Source organism: Cellulophaga baltica (assembly GCF_018861125.1).
In the GTDB taxonomy this organism is placed as follows: Bacteria; Bacteroidota; Bacteroidia; order Flavobacteriales; family Flavobacteriaceae; genus Cellulophaga; species Cellulophaga baltica_A.
Window position 1 is genome coordinate 1 of sequence record NZ_JAHKQN010000004.1, and the last position, 19,633, is coordinate 19,633.

Annotated in this window: 12 protein-coding genes and 2 tRNA genes; 7 read left to right on the plus strand and 7 right to left on the minus strand. The window is 31.3% G+C overall.

Annotation, left to right across the window (positions count from 1 at the left end):
* Nucleotides 1-943: 943 nt before the first annotated feature.
* The 6 genes from KO500_RS00095 (at nucleotide 944) to KO500_RS00120 (ending at nucleotide 8,480) form a co-directional block, all read left to right on the plus strand.
* Nucleotides 944-1,846, plus strand: coding sequence for a hypothetical protein (locus KO500_RS00095; RefSeq protein ID WP_215954460.1), 903 nt, complete (start codon nucleotides 944-946; stop codon nucleotides 1,844-1,846).
* 234 nt (nucleotides 1,847-2,080) lie between these two features.
* Nucleotides 2,081-2,764 carry a hypothetical protein gene (locus KO500_RS00100; protein ID WP_215954461.1) on the plus strand — a complete coding sequence of 228 codons (684 nt, stop codon included), beginning with the start codon at nucleotides 2,081-2,083 and terminating at the stop codon, nucleotides 2,762-2,764.
* Nucleotides 2,765-2,863: 99 nt separating this feature from the next.
* Nucleotides 2,864-4,222, plus strand: coding sequence for an AAA family ATPase (locus KO500_RS00105; protein ID WP_215954462.1), 1,359 nt, complete (start codon nucleotides 2,864-2,866; stop codon nucleotides 4,220-4,222).
* A gap of 4 nt (nucleotides 4,223-4,226) precedes the next feature.
* Nucleotides 4,227-5,105: a DUF4435 domain-containing protein gene (locus tag KO500_RS00110; RefSeq protein ID WP_215954463.1), complete on the plus strand. Its 879-nt coding sequence runs from the start codon at nucleotides 4,227-4,229 to the stop codon at nucleotides 5,103-5,105.
* A 327-nt stretch (nucleotides 5,106-5,432) separates the two neighbouring features.
* Nucleotides 5,433-6,350 (plus strand): HamA C-terminal domain-containing protein, encoded by a 918-nt coding sequence (locus KO500_RS00115; protein ID WP_215954464.1) that lies wholly within the window; start codon nucleotides 5,433-5,435, stop codon nucleotides 6,348-6,350.
* A gap of 3 nt (nucleotides 6,351-6,353) precedes the next feature.
* Nucleotides 6,354-8,480, plus strand: a complete 2,127-nt coding sequence (locus tag KO500_RS00120; RefSeq protein WP_252732390.1) for a DEAD/DEAH box helicase — start codon at nucleotides 6,354-6,356, stop codon at nucleotides 8,478-8,480.
* A gap of 886 nt (nucleotides 8,481-9,366) precedes the next feature.
* On the opposite strand, the gene KO500_RS00125 is transcribed toward KO500_RS00120, so the two are convergent.
* The 5 genes from KO500_RS00125 to KO500_RS00145 all read right to left on the minus strand — a co-directional run bounded on the left by KO500_RS00125 (nucleotide 9,367) and on the right by KO500_RS00145 (nucleotide 14,100).
* The gene (locus tag KO500_RS00125) at nucleotides 9,367-10,173 is read right to left on the minus strand and encodes a diguanylate cyclase (RefSeq protein WP_215954465.1); all 807 of its coding nucleotides are present in this window, start codon (nucleotides 10,171-10,173) and stop codon (nucleotides 9,367-9,369) included.
* Between the two features lie 183 nt (nucleotides 10,174-10,356).
* On the minus strand, nucleotides 10,357-11,556 hold the full coding sequence (locus tag KO500_RS00130) for a site-specific integrase (protein ID WP_215954466.1): 1,200 nt from the start codon (nucleotides 11,554-11,556) through the stop codon (nucleotides 10,357-10,359).
* Between the two features lie 204 nt (nucleotides 11,557-11,760).
* A tRNA-Pro gene (locus KO500_RS00135) sits at nucleotides 11,761-11,835 on the minus strand.
* Nucleotides 11,836-11,858: 23 nt separating this feature from the next.
* A tRNA-Ser gene (locus KO500_RS00140) sits at nucleotides 11,859-11,947 on the minus strand.
* A 101-nt stretch (nucleotides 11,948-12,048) separates the two neighbouring features.
* Nucleotides 12,049-14,100, minus strand: a complete 2,052-nt coding sequence (locus KO500_RS00145) for an HD family phosphohydrolase (protein WP_215954467.1) — start codon at nucleotides 14,098-14,100, stop codon at nucleotides 12,049-12,051.
* A 203-nt stretch (nucleotides 14,101-14,303) separates the two neighbouring features.
* On the opposite strand from KO500_RS00145, the gene KO500_RS00150 reads away from it, so the two are divergent.
* Nucleotides 14,304-15,479: an acetyl-CoA C-acyltransferase gene (locus KO500_RS00150; RefSeq protein WP_215954468.1), complete on the plus strand. Its 1,176-nt coding sequence runs from the start codon at nucleotides 14,304-14,306 to the stop codon at nucleotides 15,477-15,479.
* A 73-nt stretch (nucleotides 15,480-15,552) separates the two neighbouring features.
* Here the strand turns inward: KO500_RS00150 and KO500_RS00155 are convergent, their stop codons facing one another.
* Both KO500_RS00155 and gyrA read right to left on the minus strand, forming a co-directional pair.
* Nucleotides 15,553-16,815 (minus strand): tetratricopeptide repeat protein, encoded by a 1,263-nt coding sequence (locus tag KO500_RS00155; protein ID WP_215954469.1) that lies wholly within the window; start codon nucleotides 16,813-16,815, stop codon nucleotides 15,553-15,555.
* A gap of 26 nt (nucleotides 16,816-16,841) precedes the next feature.
* Nucleotides 16,842-19,400, minus strand: a complete 2,559-nt coding sequence (gene gyrA / locus KO500_RS00160; RefSeq protein WP_215954470.1) for a DNA gyrase subunit A — start codon at nucleotides 19,398-19,400, stop codon at nucleotides 16,842-16,844.
* Nucleotides 19,401-19,633 lie beyond the last annotated feature (233 nt).

Here is a 19,633-nt window from a genome sequence, read left to right on the forward strand (position 1 = left end):
ATTTTAAATGTTTTACAACTTGTTTATATGCGGAACTTTCTTCCTTTTATACTGCCTTTTTGGTTGGCTATGCGGAAGTTTTGTTCCGTTTTGTGTTTTTTAGTCTCCACAATTTTAAGGTTGAAAATTCTTACTAATTGCAATTTAATTATGTTTTATAAATTAACAACTATTTTTTATTAGAATGTATATGATAAAAGAAAACTAATAATTTAAAAAAGGGTATAAACAAAAAAAACCTCCTGATTTCTCAGAAGGTTTTTGTCGGGGTGGCAGAATATTCTTAAACCATCCCATATTTTTAAAAATCAGTCAGTTACATTTTTTAAGTTGTTCTTAGTAACCGAATAAGTAACCTATTTGATAATGTCTATTGTTTTATTTTGATACTAAGATAATGAATTTTAAGCTTAGTGCTATCTTTTTGATCCGTGTATTAATTCTATCAATTATACACAATTGGTTAATGCTACCTGACTTTTGAAAAAGTCGTCTTTAGTAAATTCCGTGAGAATCTTATATTTAAAGCTCACACGAAATAACACTTTACACATCTAGTATTTTTATTCATAAAAGTTGTTTTTGAAAATACACTATAGGACGAGTTGCATTATAGTGCAACGCATAAATACTATTTGATAGTATAATAGTTAAGTATTTCAGCGGGATATTTTAACACTTCATAGAAATATCAACACATTACTATAAATCTTACAGAAAAGCGTAGGAAATAACCATATTTAATATTTAATTTAGGAACCGTAAAGAAAAGTACTTCCCCCCACCTTTTCATATATATTCATTATAGAATTCGATATGAAATATCTTAAATAAAACTATAAAAATAGGTGTAACAGTAATCATACGGTTATCCTGAAATAATAATGAATAACCATATACATACGTATATCCGTACGTTACCTGCAAGCTGAAAAAACCAACTATGATAAAACAACTTATTAATGACATAGCTCTAGATAAAATCAAATTATCTCAAGCTTTGACCAGAACGAAACTCATTCAAAACAAAGTAAAGAATGATACTTTAAAAAATTGGTTAAAAAAGGAATTAGAAGGTTACGAATTTGAAGATAAATTCTTGCCAAATTACCGAAGAGTTTATAGCGAAATAAATTTAATTGCACAATTTCCTGGCGGACAAGAAACAAAACTACCGATTACTCTTCCTGAAGAGGCAGAAGAACAAGATATTGAGTTTTTAAAATTTCATAAAATTCACGAATCAATTACTATAATAGAAATTCAATTAAGCGAAAATGATACTAATAAGAGCTATATAAATCTTCCTTCAAGATTAATTGATTCATTATCATTGCTTTTACCAAAAGCTTTAATAATTCAAGTTAAAATGGGTGGTGGGACTCTACAAGGTTTTCGAGAAATGAATAATATTCTTTACAATAATGTTATTGAACAGACCAAGCAAAAACTATTAGATACCTTAATAGAGCTTGACAATGAATTTCCTGATTTAGAAGATGAATATAAAATTTCTGAAGAAAATACTAATAAGCTTCAAAATATTGTCACAAATAATATTTATGGTGGTACTAATCCTATGAATATTGCTTTAGGAGAAAATGTAACTCAAAGCGGAAATACAATCAATTTAATTGAACAAAAAACGGAGGAACTAAAATCTTACGGAGTTGAAGAAGAAGAAATAATAGAATTAAAGGAAATTATAAAAAAGGATTCTAATGATAAATCAAAGCTATCCAAAAATGTTTTAGGTTGGTTAGGTAAAGTTTCTGCATCTATTTCTGCTAAAGGTTTATATGAACACATACCGCAAATTACGGAATTTGTTCAGAATCTGATATAATAAAAAAAGAAAAGCCAGCAGGTAACACCGTATAAAAAAAATAGGGCAATGAGTGCTTAACCCAAAGGACAAGACACTTTTGCGAAGTCGCCAAATTTTTAAATTTGGCTTATTGAAAAAAAAGATAATAAGAAAAATTTAAAAATTCGGCTTGTGTTTAATCGAATGGTTCGTGCATTTTTTCCGCCCTACTATTCTTATACAATTCCGTTGACAAACATTAAAAACAACCATATGAAACATTTTACATTAACAATTATCGGAATTCTATTTGCGACATTTAACTCTTACGCACAGGAAGATGTTAAAGTAGACAAAAATGAAATTGAACAAGCAAAAGAAGATGGAGAAGAAATTATCTACGAAAGACCATTTAATGCGTTTATTTCTGCGGGGATTAATGTCAGAATTGGAGAGAATTACAATGTTGCAATCTCACCGATTGACAATACTGTACAATTCGAAAAAATATCTCCCTTGAATTCAGGAGTTTCAACGGGACTTGTATGGAATCCTTTTACATTTCCATACAAGGTTTTTGACTACAAAGGTCAGGACAAAGATTGGCATTATGAATATAGAAGAAACCCTTTCGCAATAGCATTATTAATAAACGTTTTCAAGCTATCGTTTAGCGATGAGCAAGCGAATACTACTTCTCCAATTGATGTTGGGTTCGGAATAGGATATCGAAACGATAATCTTCTGATTCTATTAACAACTGAATATACTCCAATCAGACAGCCGCGACAATACTTTATAGATGGATATAAAGACAAAAACCTTCCTTTGGTATTAGCAAATTCAAGTGAGCCCGTAAGGACAATTAGTTCTGACGACAACTCCTTGTTTGTAACGAAATTATTCCCTTCAATAGGATTAAAAATTGCATACTCATTTGGAAAGAAAAAGGAATAACAATTTGCCAACAATGTGTAAAAATCATAGCCACCCTGCGGGATGGCAACGCTTCTTACACTCACCGTTAGGCACAATTAGAAAAAACAACCAACATATATGAAAATATTAAACTTTGAAGCTAAAAATGTACATAAGTTGTTGAATTATGACATTAAGCTAAATGAGAGACTTACATTTCTCATAGGAATAAATGGCTCTGGAAAAACATCAGTTTTAAAACTTATTCTGGGCTTAATATCACCTTCCTATAATTATTTAAGTAGTATAGACCACGATTTCGCAAAATTAACTTGTGCTGACGAAAATGGTAAATTAATAGAAATTTCATCCACAAAGATTAATGAACTTAAATACGAAATTGTACTGGCTAAAGAAGGAGAAGAGCCTGTTATTGGCAAATTAAACTCAAATGTTAGAAATGAAGATGAAGAATTTGATTATGAAGAATATCAGAAAAAAAGTAATAGAATACTTCAAATGTTCGACAGCCAAGATGTAGTTAAAGAGATTAAGCAATTATCAACACCACTTTTTCTCGGGCTTGATAGACGTGTTTATGAAGGACAACAAATAGACAAAATTCATAGATACTCAATCACAAGGAGAAGATATAGGAATTATCCCAAAAATGACCCATTAAATATAAGTCTTATCGATATCCAAGAGGTTATATATGATTATTTTAGACTGATTGCATCAAAGCAACCTCAAATAAACGAAGAGTTTAAAAATAAAATTTTACATCAATCTTTTGAGTTCATCCAAACAAGAGAATTTAATGTTTGGAAAGATGGTAGAGAATTAAGCGAGAAAAAAGAAAAAGCACTAGAGGCTTTTACCAATTTAAATGTTGATGGTATTACTGAAAGTGTGAATAATTTTTTTGAATTATTAAGTAAAACGCTAGACCAATTTACTGAAGTTCAAAAAAAGAGAGACGGAAAAAAAGAACTTGACCCAGACGATATTGATACTATTCAAAAATGGTTTAATAATCAACCGCAATTAAGAAAAATTGATGAATTAATTGAGTACAATCAATCTTATCAAAATGAAATAGAAAATCTTTTTGAGCCAATCGAAAAAGCAAAAAATATAATTAATAAATTTTTTAGTGAAAGTAAAAAAGAATTAATTATAGACGCTCAAGGAGAATTAAAAATAAAATTTAAGAATGACAATATTGTTAATATCTACGAACTTTCATCTGGAGAAAAACAAATTGTTACTATGCTTGGTCATTTAATATTTTTCGTTGAAAAATATAAAAAGGAATCTGGAATTTTCATTATTGATGAACCTGAAGTTTCTCTGCATTTAGCTTGGCAAGAAATATTTGTTGAAGCTATTTTAAATGCAAGTCCTAACACGCAATTTATACTAGCAACTCATTCACCTGCAATAATTGGAGATACATCGGAAGATTTGTGTAATGATTTAGCAAAATTGAACTAGACATATGTTGAAATACGGTAGTAACGCCTTAAAGGCTATGTCTAAATTATTTTCCTATAGAAATGATGTAGATATTTATACAGAAGACAAAGTCGCTGATAAGGAATTTTATAAAACACTATTTAAAAATTTATTTGGAGATACATTAATAATAAATGATGTAACACCTTTAGGCTGTAAAGCAAATGTTTTAAACCAATATGACAATCAAGACCCAAAAAGTAAAAGAAAAAAATACTTTATAGTTGACGGAGACCTTGATTTGATATTAGGAATAAATAGAAAAAATGAAAAAAATCTCATTATTCTAGATTCTTATTGCATTGAAAACTATCTATTAGAAGAAGAAGGTATAATTAACTTAATTTATTTTTCTAATGGAGAAAAGAGTAAAGAACAGCATAAGAGTAAATTAAACTTCGATAAATGGTTAGGTTATAATTCTCAAAGTTTAGTTGATTTGTTTTTGAATTTTGCAATTTTAAGAAAGTATGGAGGTGGTCCAAAACTTAAAAACGCAAATCAATTTCTAACAAAAAATGGTAAAGAAACAATTCTTGATAAAACTAAAGTTGCAGATTATTCGAAAGAAATAAAAGATGAAATAATCACTTTATTAGAAGCTAATGGCTACTCAAATATTGAGGCAAATGAATTATACGATAATGATTATAGAAATCTGAATAAAAAATGGCGATTTAATAATGATACTTTATTAAAAACAGTGTCAGGAAAAAACTATTTATTACCGCTTTTACAATTTAGAATTAATCATTGCATTGATGGGAATAAATCTCTTTTTCCGAGAAACTCATTGAAATTATATCTAGCCGACAATTCGAATTTGAATAGGCTTGAATTTTTAAAACAAAGAATTAAATAACTGTGCCTAACAATGGTAACCGTTGCATAAGTCATTATCATGAATAAATTAATTGTTTTGAATTATTATAAAAATTAAAACTCAATATAACAATTAGTTATGTTTTGTAAAAATAACCGAATAAGCATTTGTTAGAGAAATTCATAGTTGTACAACAAGCATAATGGCTATAAGTAATTGCTTGTTCTCGCCTACTTCTGAAAATCCTCGCGGATTTTCAGCTTGGTGTGTACTTGCAAAGTTAATTGCTAAACCACGCAACTACTCATAGCCGAGACCGTTATGTCTCACCTAAAAACAAACCATGTAGCCACATAAATAAAGAAAATGGATTTTAAAATACTTATAAATAATACTTTCACAGATATTAATACTGACGCTACTTTAAATCCAGTTGCAAATAAGAGCGTGATAAGTATGATAAATAATTTTGAAGCAACAGAATGGAGGTACAATCATTTTCAAAATTTCATATGGGACAATATTGCTGAAACCTCATTATCACACAGAGAAAGAGAAAGTCTTGTTAATAATCATCATTCATTATTGACCTATGCTGCAAAAAACTTAAGACTTTCTGACAAATCAGGTGACATTAGTAAAGGAAGTGAAATTGCGGAAATTGTTCTATATGCTATAATGAAACATCATTTCAATGCGTTACCCGTTGTTCCAAAAATATTTTATAAGCAAAATGCACAAGACAATGCTAAAGGTGCTGATAGCGTTCATATAATTGTCGAAAACGACACCGATTTTTCTATATGGTTTGGAGAAGCAAAATTTTATAATAGTATTGAGGATGCAAGAATTCCTGAAATAATTACATCTGTAGCAAATTCATTATTAACTGGGAAACTCAAAAAGGAAAACAGTATTGTTACGAATCTACCAGATATCGATTCCTTAATTGGTGATGAGACTTTACGAAATTCGATTAAATCAGCACTATCCCCAAGAGAATCTATCGATTTGATAAAACCCAAATTGCATATCCCAATACTACTATTACACGAATGTGAAATAACACAAAAACAAAGTGAAATTTCTGATGAATATAAAAATGAATTGATTGATTACCATAAAAACAGAGCTGAATCATTTTTCAAAAAGCAATTGAATAAAATTGGAGATATACCACACTATTCGCAAATCAAGTTTCATTTAATTTTATTTCCTGTACCACTTAAAAAAAACATTGTAGATAAGTTTGTTTCAATGGCTAACTTTTATAAAAATTATTAACCAATGGAAATATTTGATACTTGCCATATAATTAATGAATACTTAATTGGAAATAAAGAGGTTCAAGCAAGAAATGAATTGATTAAACTTTTGGATTACCACGAAAGAAACGAAATTGAATATTCTCCACTAGTTAACCATTTAATTCGTGAAACAGGTTTATATCCATATCTCAAAGCAGACACTGCTAATTGGGAGGATAGATTTGTATATGAAATATTCAAAGTTGATGTCGGCGGTAAACAAGCTACGTTACATAGAGAACAGTCATCATTATTAAAACGATTAGTTAATGGAGAAAACATTGCCGTAAGTGCTCCGACAAGCTTTGGAAAAAGCTTCGTTATAGACGCTTTTATTTCCATAAAAAATCCAGATAATGTAGTAATAATAGTACCTACAATAGCATTAACAGACGAAACACGTAGACGTTTGTACAAGAAATTTGCTCATAGTTATAAAATTATTACAACCACTGAAGTTGAGCTTGCTGATAGAAACATTTTCATTTTTCCGCAAGAAAGGGCAATGAACTACGTGAATAAAATCAACAGTATTGATATATTAATAATTGATGAATTTTATAAAGCAAGTTCTTTTTACGATAAATCAAGGTCTCCATCTCTGTTAAAAGCAATTATTAAATTAGGACTTAAATCAAAACAAAAATATTTTCTAGCTCCTAACATAACATCAATTGATGATAATGTATTCACTCAAGATATGATTTTTGAGGATAAATTAGGATTTAGTACAGTTTATCTTGAACGATTTGAGCCATACAAAGAAATTGAAGGAGACAAAATTGAAAAAGAACTTCAAAAAAGTGAAGTACTTCTAAAAATTATTGACGAAACAAAAACCAAATCACTTATTTATGCAGCATCATATCCACAAATCGACAAAGTTTCAATTCTCTTAAATGAAAACCTCTCAATTTCCGATAAACCCTTATTGATAGAATTTGCTAATTGGCTCACTAATAATTATGGAGCTAATTGGAAACTAACCAATTTAGTTAAAAGGGGTGTTGGTATTCATAACGGGCAATTACATCGTTCTATAAGTCAAATTCAAGTAAAACTATTTGAGGAACAAGAAGGATTAAGTAATATTATTTCTACTTCATCAATAATAGAAGGTGTAAATACATCTGCTGAAAACGTTATAATTTGGCGAAATCGTAAAAGTGGTGGCAACACTCTTTTAGACAGTTTTACGTATAAAAATATTATTGGCAGAGGTGGTAGAATGTTTAAGTATTTCATTGGTAAAATTTACTTGCTCGAACCACCACCACCAGAAGGAACAACACAACTTGATATTCCTTTTCCAGACACAATTTTAGGAGACTTGGACGAAAACATTTACAGTTCAAGTTTAGATAGTGAGCAAATCGCCAAAATCGTAACTTTTAAAAATGAAATGTACGATATACTTGGAAAGGAGACGTACGATAGACTTTTAAAAGAAAATATATTCCAATCTAATAATTCAGAGTTTATAAAGGAGACAGCTAGACAAATGAAATCTAATTTAGAAGATTGGAATGGACTTTCGTATCTAAATTCTAATGAACCTGAATCTTGGGGCAGACTACTATGGAAAATAATTAGTTTGCAACCAGGCGAATGGGGAGATGGACCTCATGGTATTCAACACAAAAAATTTGTAGAGTTTGTTAAAGTATTAGTTGGGAATTGGGGAAGTACAATTCCTGAACTTTTAGATGAATTGGACGAGTTTGATATTAACATTGAGCAATTTTTCAAGTTGGAAAGAACAGCTGCATTTAATCTATCTTCGTTGATTAGTGATATAAACATACTTCAAAAAGAAATAATTGATAACGGTACTGATGTTACACCTTTTGTTTCTAGGGTTTCTCACGCTTTCTTGCCATCAGTTGTTTATCAACTTGAAGAATATGGTATGCCACGAATGATTTCAAGAAAACTCCATCAGAAAGGTGTAATAAATTTTTTAGACGATAATTTGAATATTCATAACACCATTGGAGTCTTTCATAAAATTGGTAAGGAAAAAATTAAGTCTTTTGAATATTTTGACAGTTTTGATAAATATATAATAGACTATTTTTATGATGGAATTACTATTAACAACGAGTAAAAAACATAAAAGGCGAAGGCATGACATAGAACTGAGCTGAATTTGATCTTCTAAATTAAGTTTAGTTCGTTTGTATTCCTCTGTAATAACCAATGCGAAATCCATCGAAAAGTAAACGTTACAAATACCTTTATAAATTAGAAAAATAAAGTAAAGAGGAATAGCAAGAGGATAACACGCTACGCGATGTTATAATTTATTAATTACTTGATTTTAAGTAATTTAAATAAACTATTCACCTCTTTATTTTATAGTTTTGCGACAAATACCCTGTAAAGCCCCGTAAAATGGCTGTTTTTTGCGACAAATCACCGATTAAACTTCTGAAATATTTACTTATTGATTCTTTGTTTATCGGTTATACTATAGTGTCCTTACCCTATTTCCTTCCACTACGTTTCAGAAAAAAAGGTGCGTTTAAATGTCTTGAACAAAAGTCAAAAAGAATTTAAATTTCATACTGTTATTATGGGAAAAATTCATTTTTAACTTACGTTCGCTGGGTCAACTTTTTAGTTGAATTTGACCCCTCTCATTTCATTACCTAAACTCAACATCATTTTGAATCGCCTTAGCTTTTTGATTTGAAAAGAACAGAATTTGAACATAGCGGGCGCATAAAACGGATTGCCATGCACTCCTATTTATAGCCCTTTCCTATCTTCAAATCCAGAAAGAAAGCCAACTCAAAAAGGTAATGCGAAGGGCTCTGAAAGAAGTAAATCAAGTACCGAATAAAGCTTATTTCATTCGAGGTAATATCCTGCTGTTATCAAGGTTTTAAAATAAAAAAAAGGAAAATGCTCTTAGATAAAAAAAGTAAACGTATACAGTTTATTAAAAATAAATCCAACTAATATTAGTTCTAATAAATCAACCTGTTAAACTAACCTTCATTACTGCGCAAGTTATCCATAAATACAGTTAATTCTTTTGTAAATTCATCCAGGTCTAGTGCCGAGGATTGTAAATAACTCATAATCTTTTTCAATTCTTCGAAACGATACTTTTCTGGCTCATCAAGAAGATTCGATAAACCCAAAATTTTTGTAATTGGTTGTCTTACCTTATGAGAGATCATGAATATCATTTCTTCTAAACCTTCAATATGGTTTGTTAAAGATTCCTCATTTTGCGTAAGTTCAGTATAGGCTACAGTTAACTCCGATGACAATTCTTTTTTAATATTATATTGCAATCTAAGTTCATTATGAATAGCTATTAATTCTTCATCCTGCTTTTGTTTTTCATAATATTTTGTTACAAGTTTTTTGTTTGCTTGCAACAATTCATAAGCCCATTTTTGCTTTTCGTCTTTTTGAAAATCAAGTTCATTATTTACATTTAACAGCTCATTAATTCTTTTCTGTTTCTGATGATATTGAGAAGCAAGTCTTTTGTTTGCAATCAATAACTCATCAGCTCGTTTTTGTTTTTCATCTTTTTGAAAATCAATTTTTTTGTTTGCAATGATTAGCTCTTCTGTACGTTTTCTTTTTTCTTTTTTTTGTTCGGTCAGTTCTTTATTTACTATTATTAATTCCTGAACTCGTTTTTGCTTCTGATTATTTTGAATTGCATTATCATTTTTAGATAGCATTAGTTCTGCTGTCAATGATTCAATTTCTAATTTTTGCAATAATATCTCACTTTTTAACTGAAGAAAATTTTCCTTTTCTATTTCTTTATTCATAACTCAGAGGCTTGTAAAGCCAGTTTTAAATTTATAATGTGAAACAATATTAAAATTAGACTATAAAACTATATGTCCCAAATATAAACGAAAAGAAGATATTTTTATAAATACTAAAATTGTAATTGCAACTTACTTCAAATCATTAGTGTAGATTATTATAATACAAACTTTTTCTAAAGCTTAAAACAATCCTTCTAATTTCTGCATATCTTCACTTACTTTTCTTTCTATCACTTTAGCATAAATCTGTGTTGTAGAGATTTTTGAATGCCCTAATAATTTAGATACGGTTTCTATCGGTACACCATTACTTAAGGTAACTGTAGTCGCAAAAGTATGGCGTGCGATATGAAAAGTAAGGTGTTTTTTTATTCCTGTGACATCCGCTATTTCTTTTAAATAGGAATTCAGCTTTTGATTAGAGATCGTCGGAAATAATCTGTCGTTTGTATTTGGGCGACGTGGTGTTTCATATTTCTCAATAATTTGTAATGCTTTTGAAAGTAAAGGAATTTTAATGGGAATACGTGTCTTTTCCCTTTGCGAATAAATCCATTGTTTTCTATCTATTCCCAAACACAAATTATCTTTGGTTAAATTCATCACATCTCCATAGGAGAGTCCTGTATAACAGCTAAAGACAAATAAGTCCTTAATAAGTTGCAATCTGGGAACACTAAACTGTTTGTTTTCTATCGCTTCTAGTTCTTCTATGCTTAGAAATGTTCGTTCTTTTCGCTCATACTTTGCTTCAAACTTAAGGAAGGGGTCTTTGTCTATCCATTCCATCTTAAAAGCAAGACTAACCATTTTTCGTAGTCGTTCTAGATGTTTCATAACAGTATTGTTACCCATAGCTTTTTGCTGTCTTAAAAAGCGTTCAAAATCGATAATGAACTTATAGTTCAGTTCACTTAAGAACATATCGCTGGTACTATGCTTTTGCTTTAGAAAAAGAAAAATATACTTATGGGTGGTAAAATAATTCTTCTGAGTTCCCCAACGTAGTGTAGATTTCATATGCTCGTTATGGTATGTAATAATATCCGTTAGCCTATAACGGTCTTCGTTTTCTCCTAAAAAATGAGTTTTAACAAGACTCGAGGTAACGAATTTATTTTCCCTATTTAATTTTTGATAGCATTCAAAAAGTTGTGCATGGACCTGTTCTAGGTAATTATTCATCTTTTTGGTCTGGTCACTCAACCCTTTTAATCGATTCTTTTTTGAATCCCAATCCGAAATTAGAAGTTTTTGCTTTAGGGAAAGCTCTGCTCGTTTGCCATTTACAGTAATTCGGGCATACAGAGGTGCTTTTCCGTTTTGTGCATTTGCTTGCTTTAGCCAAAACAGGATACTGAAGGTGTGTAATGTTTTCATACGCTTTTGTTTTAAAATTGAACATTGAAAACAAAAGTCAAATCAAATCATTCGGTTACCTTTTTTATTCATTTTAGGACATGGTAACCGAATTGGTCACATTTTTATTCAAATCAATTCATATCATATGAATGCCCTAAAACGACAAAAACTTGATAATCATACGATTACCAAGTTTTTATTACTATCTAATACTCTAAAAAGTCGGGGTGGCAGGATTCGAACCTGCGACCTCCGCGTCCCAAACGCGGCGCGATAACCGGGCTACGCTACACCCCGAAGGTTATCTAAAAAGTAAAAAGCGGAGAGACAGGGATTCGAACCCTGGGTAAGTGTTTCCACCTACGACGATTTAGCAAACCGCTCCTTTCGGCCACTCAGGCACCTCTCCAATAATCTTTTAAGAACTTGCAATAAAATTGCGGTTGCAAATGTAATTTTTACTTAGCATTAACACAACTATTTTTTAAACTTTTTTTTACCAATTTTTTATTACTCTGGGTACTCGACTCTTAGGTGGTAAATATTAGTGAGTTTCTGCTTTAAAATCTTCTTAATTGCTTCAATTTCTTTAAATGTAATGTTCGCATTTAAAAACTGATTGGCTCTCATTTGCCCTCCAATGATTTTTTCTACAAACTCATCAATAATTTTGAAAGTTGGGTTTTTTAAACTTTTTGATGCCGCTTCAATGGAGTCGGCCATCATTAATATTGCTGTTTCTTTTGAAAATGGTGTTGGACCAGGGTATCTAAAATCTTGTTCGTCTACGTCATCATCAATTTCTTGCTGTTTTTTATAAAAATAATAAACTAACGAAGTACCGTGGTGTACTCGTATAAAATCAATCACTCTATCAGGCAAATTGTTTTTACGCGCCAATTCTATACCTCCAATTACATGATCAATTATTATTTTCGCACTATCAATTGGCGATAGTTCATCATGAGGATTTACATTGGTGATTTGATTTTCAGTAAAATACGTTGGATTGTTCATTTTACCAATATCATGATACAATGCCCCTACCCTAACCAACATTGCATTTGCACCTATTTCATTAGCCGCCGCTTCTGCCAAATTAGCAACTTGTAGTGAATGATGAAAGGTTCCGGGTGCCTTGTTTGACATTTCTTTTAAAAGCTTTGAATTGGTGTCTGAAAGCTCTAAAAGTGATACATCTGAAACTAAACCAAAAATCTTTTCATAAATATAAATTAAGGGTTGTACAAATAGCGTTATCATACCATTTAATAAGAACAAGCCAAAAGTCAACCATTGAATATTATCTAAATTGCCTTCATGAATAATATGGAATGCAAAATAAGCTACGATATAAATTAATGTTATTTGCCCTACAGATATAAATAGGTTTGCTCTTTTGTACAACTCTGACACAGTAAGTATAGTAACTATACCTGTTATTATTTGAAGAAAAATATATTCAAAACTATTAGGCACTACAAAACCTAAAATTAATACCGCTAAAACATGCACAAACAAGCCTAACCTAGCATCAAAAAAAGTTTTAAGTATTAATGGCAATATGCAAAGCGGCACTACAAATACAAAAGCTTCATTATATTTAACGACTAGTGTTGTCACAAATACCATGAACAATATATTAAAATAGATAAAGGTTACTTTGGTGTTGTTCTCATAAATATCTCTTCTATATCGTTTTAAGAAAAACAACAACATCATCAATACCAATGCTACTAAAACTGAATAGCCAAACAAGATAAAATAATAGTTGTTTGCGGTCCACAATTCCGACTCATACTCTGAGCGTAGTGAATTCAAAATTTTTAAATTTTCAGCCTCTACAACCTCACCCTTAGCAATAATAAGTTTTCCGTGATCTACAGTGCCACGTGTATATGATAATTTAGAATATTCTTCTTCTAATGCTTTTTCTGACAACTCATCATTATAAAAAACATTTGGCTCTATAATGTTTGAAAAAATACGCTGGTATTGCCCTTTATAATCTTCTAAATTTTTCTTTTTTAAATAAGCATTTAAAACTGCATTAACATTAGCAAGAGTATTCAACTTTGTTGCGTTTATTTTATACTCCTCATTGCCTTTAATTAAACTAATTGACGTCTCAGAAAATTTGTGATCATCCTCAGAAATTACACCATTTGCATACACCTTATCAAGTACCTCCTTACCAGTTCTTACTAATAATTTATACTTACTCTCATCAGTATTATCTTCTTGCTTAAAAGCATTTGAAACTTCTAACTGGTAATCTTCGTAAACTTGATCTACAATTTTACCATCAAAACTGTAATATAGTACTTGGTTTTGCTTAATAACACGTTTTTCTTCGGTTATTTCATCTGCAGATTTTTTAATTGAAAAATCAAACGGAGCATAATAATTTTCATACTGCCAAGGCTTCCCTTTTTGAAACTCATACTTAAACTTACCTCCTTTAGGAAAGAAGAAAACAATAAGTACCGTAGTAACTATATAAATGAAGTATTTATATATTGATGATTGATTTTTATAAAACTTATCTAAAAATACACTCATGTAATTTTATTTCTTAATTCAAAAATAGAAAATATAAGTTTAACAAATCATTTTACAGTACATAACCATTACCCTACTCTAAATATAGTTTTCCCTTTTACGAAAAATATAAATTATTAATGCAGATTATGTGAATTACAAAATATATAACATAGAAACGCACAATTATTTGTTATTTTAGTAGCAACTAATAATTATTAAAAATGAAAAAAGTAGTCATCGTTGCAGCCGCTAGAACACCACTTGGTAGTTTCATGGGAAGCTTATCAACCATACCAGCACCAAAACTAGGTTCTTATGCTATAAAAGGAGCTTTAGATAAAATTAAATTAGATGCTAATTTAGTGGATGAAGTTATTATGGGTAATGTTGTGCAAGCTGGTACAGGGCAAGCACCTGCTAGGCAAGCTGCTATTTATGCTGGAATACCAAACACTGTACCTTGTACTACCATAAATAAAGTATGTGCATCGGGCATGAAAGCTGTAATGCAAGCCGCGCAAGCTATTGCATTAGGTGACGCTAATATAGTTGTCGCGGGTGGTATGGAAAATATGAGTTTAATTCCGCACTACACGCACTTAAGAAACGGAACCAAATTTGGGCCAACTACATTAATTGATGGTTTACAAAAAGATGGACTTGTAGATGCTTATGACAATAACGCCATGGGGGTTTGTGCTGATGCATGTGCGACGAAGTATGAATTTAGTAGAGAAGACCAAGATAATTTTGCAATACAATCTTACAAAAGAGCTGCTGGAGCTTGGGAAAACGGAAGTTTTAAAAATGAAGTTATTCCGGTTGCTGTACCACAAAGGCGCGGAGAACCTATTATTGTTACTGAAGATGAAGAATTTAAAAATGTTAAACTTGAAAAAATACCTGCACTAAGACCTGCTTTTTCAAAAGATGGAACTGTTACTGCTGCAAATGCCTCAACAATAAATGACGGTGCCGCTGCATTAATTTTGATGAGTGAAGAAAAAGCAAAAGAACTTAATCTTACTCCTTTAGCTGCCATACTAAGTTATGCTGATGCCGCTCATGAACCAGAATGGTTTACTACAGCACCTGCAAAAGCGTTACCAAAGGCTTTAGATAAGGCTAATTTAAAAATAGATGCTATTGATTACTTTGAGTTTAACGAAGCATTCTCTGTTGTTGGCTTAGCTAATATGAAAATTTTAGGCTTAAATGATTCTAACGTAAATATAAATGGTGGCGCTGTTTCATTAGGGCATCCATTGGGTTGTTCTGGTGCTCGAATTTTAGTAACATTATTAAATGTATTGGAGCAAAAAGATGGAAAATTAGGCGCCGCAGCTATTTGTAATGGTGGTGGTGGCGCATCAGCCATAATAGTTAAAAAAGAATAACACATAAAGTGCTTAAAAAAATAAAGCCTTTGCTAACGCAAAGGCTTTATTATATATTAAAAAATGTAATTGACTATCCTTCAATTAACTTTTTTAATCTCATGAAGTTATCATTATCACCTAATGCTCCGTAGATGTTTTTTAATTGCTCCATAATCCCTTGATTACCAGGATTTGTTTTTAAAGAATCTTCTAAAATAGTTGCTCCTTGTCTGAATAAACTATCTTTCTTTTCTTTTAACTCATCATACTTAGCAATATCAGCTCTTGAATTACCTAAAGCATTCATTTCATCAATTAACTCATTACCTTCATTTACATACGTCGTAGAAAGGTTTAATTGTGCATTTACATAACCAGGGTTAATTTCTAAAGCTCTATTATAAGCTTTTCTAGCTTCTTCAATATTACCTTGCTCCATATTCACAACACCAATGTTGTAAAATAAATCTGCATTGTCAGGTTGTAAAGATGTAGCTTCAGCCATTAAAGCCTTAAACTTTTCTTTATCACCTAATTTGAAGTAAAGGTTAGCTTCATTTAAAATCAAGTTTACATCTTCAGGATCATTTGCACGAGCATCTTTGTAAGCACCTAAAGCTTTATCATCTTGACCTAATTGTGTGTATATTAAAGCAATATTCTTTACAATTTCTGCTTTTTTAGATGGTGAAACAACTTCTGCTGGATCTTTATACGTTTTAGACTTTAACATTAAATCTCTTTGGCTTTTAGACATTTCTTCAGTTTCACCTGTAGAAACATTTACAGCAGTATATTTAGTTTCAGCTCCATCATATCCTAAATCTTTCAATTCATTATAATACGTAAGCGCTTGCTCATACTCACCTCCATTAACAGCACTACTTGCTGCATAATACAAGTACACTGTATCTTTAGGGCTTAATTTGTATCCTAAATATAATTTTTCAGCAGCTACTTTGTATTTTTTGTTGCTATTATCTTCTACAGCAGAATTTACTAAATCTGCTGTCATTGCAGAAAGTTTCGTTTTAGTTTCAGCAGTATATTTTGCTTTCCCTGAAGCTTCCTCTGTAGAAATCACACTATTATATGACTCGATAGCTGTGTTAAATGCACTAGCATCACCGTCCTTTGCTAATTTAGCATATGTTTCTCCTTTTAAAAAGTAGAACTGTGCCTTTTGCTTTTCGTCAGCACTTCCCATCAGAGATGAAGCACTTTCTAAAGCTGTTTTAGCTTCAGCAACACTACCTGCCTTTAACGCTTTTTCAGCAGTTTTTAATTCCGTTTTTTGAGAAAATCCTACCATTGTGCAAGAAAATGCTGCAAGTAAAATTAATTTGTTTTTCATTTTTATTTGTTTTAAATATTTAGTGTTTATTCTTCTGTTTTCGTTTCATCAGTATCAAGAGCCGTGCCATTATCAGCTTCACCCTCTTGTTCAAGGCCTTCAATAGCTTCTAATTCTTCGTCATCCTCTTTCATTACTTTCGCTACCGCAGCAATAGAATCGTTACCCTTTAGATTAATTAATTTAACCCCTTGAGTTGCTCTACCCATTGTACGCAAGCTTTCAACAGCCATACGAATCGCAATACCTGATTTATTAATAATCATTAAATCATCTTTATCAGTAACTGATTTAATAGATACTAAACCACCTGTTTTATCAGAAATAGAAATAGTTTTCACACCTTTACCTCCTCTATTGGTAATTCTATAAACTGCTTCACCATCTTCAGGATCATCAATGTATGTACGCTTACCGTAACCGTTTTCAGATACTACAAGTACTGTTTCTTCTTGCGGATTGTTCACCGTTACCATACCAATAACCTCATCTTTATCATTTGCTAGAGTTATACCCCTAACACCTGATGCACCTCTACCCATTGGTCTTGTTTTAGCTTCTTCAAAACGAATAGCTTTACCAGATTTTAGGGCTAGCATTACTTGACTATTACCTGTAGTTAATTTCGCTTCTAAAAGCTCATCACCATCTTTAATTGTAATAGCATTAATACCGTTAGTTCTTGGTCTTGAATATTGCTCTAAAACAGTCTTTTTAACTTGACCTTTTTTAGTCGCCATAATTACATAATGACTATTGATGTACTCTTCATCTTTTAAATCTTGAGTACAAATAAATGCCATTACCTTATCGTCTTTCTCAATATTAATAAGATTTTGTATTGCTCTACCTTTTGATGTTTTACTACCTTCAGGTATTTCATACACACGCATCCAGAAACATTTTCCTTTTTGCGTAAAGAACAACATATATTGGTGGTTTGTACCTACAAATAAGTTTTCTAAGAAATCTTCATTACGTGTAGTTGATGCTTTTTGACCAACACCACCTCTATTTTGAGTTTTGTATTCCGTTAATGGTGTTCTTTTAATATAACCCGCGTGAGAAATCGTAATCACAACTTGCTCATCAGGAATCATATCTTCCATACTTAAATCGCCACCAGCAAAATTAATTTCTGAACGACGCTCATCACCATACTTAGCTTTTACCTCTAGTAATTCTTCCTTGATGATATCCATTCTACGCTCTTTACGTGCAAGAATGTCTTTTAAATCTTCTATCGTCTTTAAAATGTCTTCGTATTCTGCACGTAATTTATCTTGCTCCAGTCCTGTCAATTGACGTAATCGCATTTCAACAATTGCTTTCGCCTGAATTTCTGACAGTTTAAAACGTTCGATTAAATTATTTCGAGCTTCATCAGCATTTGCCGACGCTCTAATAATAGCAATTACTTCATCAATATTATCAGAAGCAATAATCAAACCTTCTAAGATATGTGCTCTATCTTCTGCTTTCTTTAGTTCAAATTCCGTTCTACGAACAACCACTTCATGCCTATGCTCCACAAAATGGTGAATCATATCTTTTACGTTCAGCATTTCTGGCCTACCATTAACTAGTGCTATATTATTTACACTAAATGATGATTGTAAAGCAGTATACTTATATAAAGTATTTAATACAATATTAGGTATTGCGTCTCTTTTAATAATATAAACGATACGCATACCGTTTCTATCAGACTCATCTCTAATAGTAGAAATACCTTCTATTTTCTTATCATTAATAAGGTCTGCAGTCTTTTTAATCATGTCTGCCTTATTCACTTGGTACGGTATTTCAGTAACGATAATACACTCTCTACCTTGAACCTCTTCAAAAGTAGCCTTTGCACGCATTACTACTCTACCTCTACCCGTATGAAAAGCTTCTTTTACACCATCATACCCATAAATAATACCACCAGTTGGAAAATCTGGTGCTTTAATATGAGTGATTAGTTCATCAATCTCAATATCATTATTATCAATATACGCAACAGTACCATCAACAACTTCAGTCAAGTTATGAGGTGGCATATTTGTTGCCATACCTACTGCAATACCTGATGCACCATTTACTAAAAGTGCCGGAATACGTGTTGGTAATACTTTAGGTTCTTGTAAAGAGTCATCAAAATTCAATTGATGATCAACAGTATCTTTATCTATATCTGCCAACATATCGTCAGCTATTTTTCGCATACGAGCCTCAGTATAACGCATTGCTGCAGGGCTATCACCATCAATAGATCCGAAGTTACCCTGCCCATCTACAAGCATATATCTCAAACTCCACTCTTGTGCCATACGCACCATAGCGTCATAAACAGAGGTATCACCATGAGGGTGATACTTACCTAAAACTTCACCTACAATACGCGCAGATTTTTTATGAGCACTCGTAGACCGAACTCCCAACTCGTACATTCCAAATAAAACTCTTCTATGTACTGGTTTTAAACCATCCCTAACATCTGGTAAAGCACGTGACACAATGACCGACATTGAATAATCAATGTATGCGGACTTCATTTCATCTTCAATGTTGATGGGGATTAATTTTTCTCCTTCTGCCATTTATAAAATCTTATATTATTTACTACGTTAAAAAACATGCCAATATACAGAAAATTGAGGCCTTTAACACATTTCTTTAATAGTTTATTAAACAATTTATCAACATTATCCAATCTCAATTATTAATAAATAAAACCTATTAAAATTGGATTTATAGGTTTTTTTACGTCAATTAGATAATGTTTAACGAATATAGGTACGGTATTTGTTCTAGTTTCGGATAGATTTACTAT

Excerpts from the sequence above, each read along its gene's own strand:
- KO500_RS00110 (WP_215954463.1), top strand. The coding sequence starts at position 4,227 with ATGTTGAAATACGGTAGTAACGCCTTAAAGGCTATGTCTAAATTATTT.
- KO500_RS00155 (WP_215954469.1), bottom strand. The coding sequence starts at position 16,815 with ATGAAAAACAAATTAATTTTACTTGCAGCATTTTCTTGCACAATGGTA.
- KO500_RS00150 (WP_215954468.1), top strand. The coding sequence starts at position 14,304 with ATGAAAAAAGTAGTCATCGTTGCAGCCGCTAGAACACCACTTGGTAGT.
- KO500_RS00100 (WP_215954461.1), top strand. The coding sequence starts at position 2,081 with ATGAAACATTTTACATTAACAATTATCGGAATTCTATTTGCGACATTT.
- KO500_RS00095 (WP_215954460.1), top strand. The coding sequence starts at position 944 with ATGATAAAACAACTTATTAATGACATAGCTCTAGATAAAATCAAATTA.
- KO500_RS00105 (WP_215954462.1), top strand. The coding sequence starts at position 2,864 with ATGAAAATATTAAACTTTGAAGCTAAAAATGTACATAAGTTGTTGAAT.
- KO500_RS00145 (WP_215954467.1), bottom strand. The coding sequence starts at position 14,100 with ATGAGTGTATTTTTAGATAAGTTTTATAAAAATCAATCATCAATATAT.
- KO500_RS00120 (WP_252732390.1), top strand. The coding sequence starts at position 6,354 with ATGGAAATATTTGATACTTGCCATATAATTAATGAATACTTAATTGGA.
- gyrA (WP_215954470.1), bottom strand. The coding sequence starts at position 19,400 with ATGGCAGAAGGAGAAAAATTAATCCCCATCAACATTGAAGATGAAATG.
- KO500_RS00125 (WP_215954465.1), bottom strand. The coding sequence starts at position 10,173 with ATGAATAAAGAAATAGAAAAGGAAAATTTTCTTCAGTTAAAAAGTGAG.
- KO500_RS00115 (WP_215954464.1), top strand. The coding sequence starts at position 5,433 with ATGGATTTTAAAATACTTATAAATAATACTTTCACAGATATTAATACT.
- KO500_RS00130 (WP_215954466.1), bottom strand. The coding sequence starts at position 11,556 with ATGAAAACATTACACACCTTCAGTATCCTGTTTTGGCTAAAGCAAGCA.